This is a genomic window from Streptococcus sp. 1449 (genome assembly GCF_013276805.1).
GTDB classification, from domain to species: Bacteria; Bacillota; Bacilli; order Lactobacillales; family Streptococcaceae; genus Streptococcus; species Streptococcus pseudopneumoniae.
In genome coordinates this window covers 1-2,426 of sequence record NZ_VMLS01000085.1, presented here as the reverse complement: position 1 = coordinate 2,426, position 2,426 = coordinate 1, and the positions used below count along the sequence as shown (strand labels likewise).

Sequence of the window (2,426 nt, the reverse complement as noted above, 5' to 3'; positions counted from 1 at the left end):
CTTTAAATACTGTAGAGCCGTTTTTTTCAAAGTCTATTTGAGCCTGTAGCGCTTTGTTTCTAAGTTCTCTCTTGGTTCGCCCTGATATAGTCGTCTTGACTTTCTTACCCGTTACGGTATCGATGCCAAGGTAGACGCTAGAGCGATAGACTATTGAGCCGTCTTTTTTAGTATATTCTGTTATTTTCATGGTTTTACTCCTTTTTCCATCAGCAGGCAAGCAAATTAGAAAAGGTTTTGAAGTTTTACCATGCGAGGAGCTACGAGAATGCCCCTATTTTCGATTTTAATTAGTCAGACGGTAAATAATACCAGAGTAGTAAACAAGGCGGATATGGGGCTTATATTTGTTTTTCTGAATAATATGGTATAATAGTCATGTAACCGCCTGAATCTTTCCCGTTATTTCAGTTCAGGCGATATTAGACAAGTCAGCAGCAGCTAGCTTGTCTTTTTTTGTTGTTTTAAAACTGTTTTTTTCGTATTCTTTCGTAGTCCAGTGACTTTTTGAAGAGGTCAGCTAGTCCAGTTACGTCTTGATTTGCGAGGAGTTCCATATAATGCGCCCTTGAGTCTTTTGGGATGATGATAGGAGCGTTTAGATACTTCATAGCTAGGTACATAAGTAACAGGCGACCGGTACGGCCGTTGCCGTCGCTAAATGGGTGAATCCGTTCAATCTGGATATGGGTATCTGCTAAAATCTCTAAGATTTCTTTTTCATTCTGAGCATGATCTAAGCGATAAGCGGTATTATCAGCCCATTGCGTCATCAGGTAGGGCGTTTCTGCTGGGCTAGCCGTTTGAAATTCCGCCCCGATAATGGCATTTTGAACTTGCTTAAATTGTCCGCGATCGTGTTGCAGTCTATCCACTAATAAGGCGTGAAAATCTTGAACCAGCCCCACAGTAAGGGCTTGATGGTTTGCCAATGAGTCCAAGAGATAAGAAAAGGCTTGTTTATGGTTTTCAATCTCATAAAACTCACGAATACTTTTGCCGTTGCGTGGCAAGGTGCTTTCTAAGATAATGCTGACGGTTTCGGGTAGAGAGATAGTATTCCCTTCGATACCGCTAGAATGGTAGGCCATGCGTACCAGTATATCGTCCAGATAGTTTTGTGAGTAGGTCATAATTCTCCTTTCTATTTGTCAATTTTGCCCATTTTTGCGCTTTAGTCTGTAAAATCGGCTTTCTATTCTTCATTTTCCTCCGTTTTTGCACAATGGACCCATGGGATGGGGTTGCTATTGGCGAATATGGGGGAGTTTTTAATTTTCTCTATATATACTCACGACTTCGCCGATGGTGCGTATATCGTTGCTTTCGTCTAGTTGAATATCAGCACAATCAGGGTTAAGGCTTTCTAAATACCCTTGACGCAGTTTCTTGACGTAGTTAGCGCCGTCTACTTGGAAGATACCGATAGTGTTATAGTCAACTTGAGGTGCATTCTTTATAAAAAGATAGTCGCCGTTTTTTATCTTTGGCTCCATAGAGTTGCCAACGACATAAGCGATAGCGTCATAGTCGTCTGGTATTTCATCAGTATAAAAGCATTTTTCTATGTTTAGGTTATCGTCTTGGGTTATTCCGTTTCCAGCGGTTACAACTCCGATAACAGGGAGCGTCTTGCTTTCCCTGTAGTCGTCCAGACTGATAATATTTTCTGATACTATGTTTTCGTTTTTCTGCTCCAGCAGCTGCTTTTTAAGATAAGTCAAGGCTTTTTCTTGTCTTGGTGGAGTGAGTTGGTCAGCTATGAGCGTGATTTTTTCAACTGTTGAAGTTGATGGAGAAGAGTTTTCAACACCTAGCAGGTATTCTACTGATATACCTAAAACATTAGCAAAATCTTGAGCCCTGTTTAGTGGGAATTGTCTGGTTTTATTTAAGTATCTAGACATGGCAGATTTTGCCAACCCTACTCTTCGAGCTAACTCACTAAGAGAAAGGTCTTGTTTGTCTTTTTCTAAGACGATAATATCTATAATTTCACTATTAGAGCGCATTTTACACCCCCCTTTCTTAATTTGATTTTATTATACCACCGTTCCCAAAAAAGTACAAGAACCATGTTAAAAATATTTTTTTGTAAAAAAAATCAAGTTTTGTGTTGACAAATGGGAACGGAAGAGTTATACTTGTTTTGTTCTCTTACGGGAACGACTAAAAAAGAAAGGTGGTAGCTGATGGAATTAAACTTAAGACGAATTAAAGCGGAGCGCATTGCAAAAGGCTATACTCAAGATGTGATAGCCGAAAAAATGGGATGGAAGTCCCGAGCGCCTTACGCAAAAAGAGAAAATGGAATTGTACCATTTGGAGCTGACGAGCTTGCTGAATTTGGTAAAATTCTGGGCTATGGCGTAAATGAATTGGGAATTTTTTTTAATAAAAACGTTCCCGAATAAGAACGGAAGGAG

3 protein-coding genes and 1 pseudogene are annotated in these 2,426 nt (G+C 39.8%); 1 reads left to right on the top strand and 3 read right to left on the bottom strand.

Going from position 1 to position 2,426, the window contains the following annotated elements; genetic code table 11:
* From HT687_RS10870 to HT687_RS10860, 3 genes and pseudogenes are all read right to left on the bottom strand, one after another.
* Nucleotides 1–190, bottom strand: a pseudogene (locus HT687_RS10870) (integrase); the annotation flags it as partial.
* A 274-nt stretch (nt 191–464) separates the two neighbouring features.
* Nucleotides 465–1,133: a Fic family protein gene (locus tag HT687_RS10865; protein ID WP_172924201.1), complete on the bottom strand. Its 669-nt coding sequence runs from the start codon at nt 1,131–1,133 to the stop codon at nt 465–467.
* Between the two features lie 138 nt (nt 1,134–1,271).
* Complete coding sequence (locus HT687_RS10860; protein ID WP_172924200.1) at nt 1,272–2,012, bottom strand: S24 family peptidase; 741 nt, start codon at nt 2,010–2,012, stop codon at nt 1,272–1,274.
* A gap of 180 nt (nt 2,013–2,192) precedes the next feature.
* Here HT687_RS10860 and HT687_RS10855 point away from each other — a divergent pair, with 180 nt between their 5' ends.
* Nucleotides 2,193–2,414 (top strand): helix-turn-helix transcriptional regulator, encoded by a 222-nt coding sequence (locus HT687_RS10855; RefSeq protein WP_001863444.1) that lies wholly within the window; start codon nt 2,193–2,195, stop codon nt 2,412–2,414.
* Nucleotides 2,415–2,426: the final 12 nt, after the last annotated feature.

Coding starts and splice junctions, on each gene's coding strand:
- HT687_RS10865 (WP_172924201.1), bottom strand. CDS start 1,133: ATGACCTACTCACAAAACTATCTGGACGATATACTGGTACGCATGGCC.
- HT687_RS10860 (WP_172924200.1), bottom strand. CDS start 2,012: ATGCGCTCTAATAGTGAAATTATAGATATTATCGTCTTAGAAAAAGAC.
- HT687_RS10855 (WP_001863444.1), top strand. CDS start 2,193: ATGGAATTAAACTTAAGACGAATTAAAGCGGAGCGCATTGCAAAAGGC.